This window comes from Actinomadura formosensis NBRC 14204 (genome assembly GCF_001552155.1).
GTDB lineage: Bacteria > Actinomycetota > Actinomycetes > Streptosporangiales > Streptosporangiaceae > Spirillospora > Spirillospora formosensis.
Map to the genome: position 1 here is coordinate 1 of NZ_BCQQ01000334.1, position 529 is coordinate 529.

General features: G+C 62.8%; 1 protein-coding gene. It reads left to right on the forward strand.

From position 1 onward, the window contains the following. Positions 1 to 20: 20 nt before the first annotated feature. A partial coding sequence (locus AF1_RS32805; RefSeq protein WP_157419468.1) for an acyltransferase domain-containing protein occupies positions 21 to 529 on the forward strand: 509 nt, incomplete at its 3' end.

A 529-nucleotide genomic window follows, 5' to 3' on the forward strand; every position in this document is an offset into this window, starting at 1 on the left:
CCCTCCCCACAGGCGGCGCAATGCTCACCGCCCACACCACCAAGGAGACCCTCCGACCCATAATCGAAAGTCGACACGAAACAGTCGCGATCGCCGCAACAAACGCACCGAACTCCACCGTGCTATCGGGAGACCGCACCACTCTCGAACACATCACCAGCGACCTGAACGAGCAGGGCATCAAGTACCAGTGGCTGAAGGTCAGCCACGCCTTCCACTCCCCCTTGATGGACCCGATACTGGACCAATTCCAGGAGGTCGCAGCCAGCCTCACCTACCACCCCACCACCATCCCGATCACCTCCAACCGCACCGCGTCCACCACCACACCCGACCAACTCAACGACCCCGGCTACTGGGCCGGCCACATCCGCGACACCGTCCGCTTCCACGACGGACTGACCTACCTCCACCAGACCCACCATCCCGGCCTCTACCTCGAAATCGGACCCCGACCCACCCTCACCACACTCACCCACCAAACACTCCCGACAACGCCCACCATTCAGCCCACGCTCAACCCCAAACA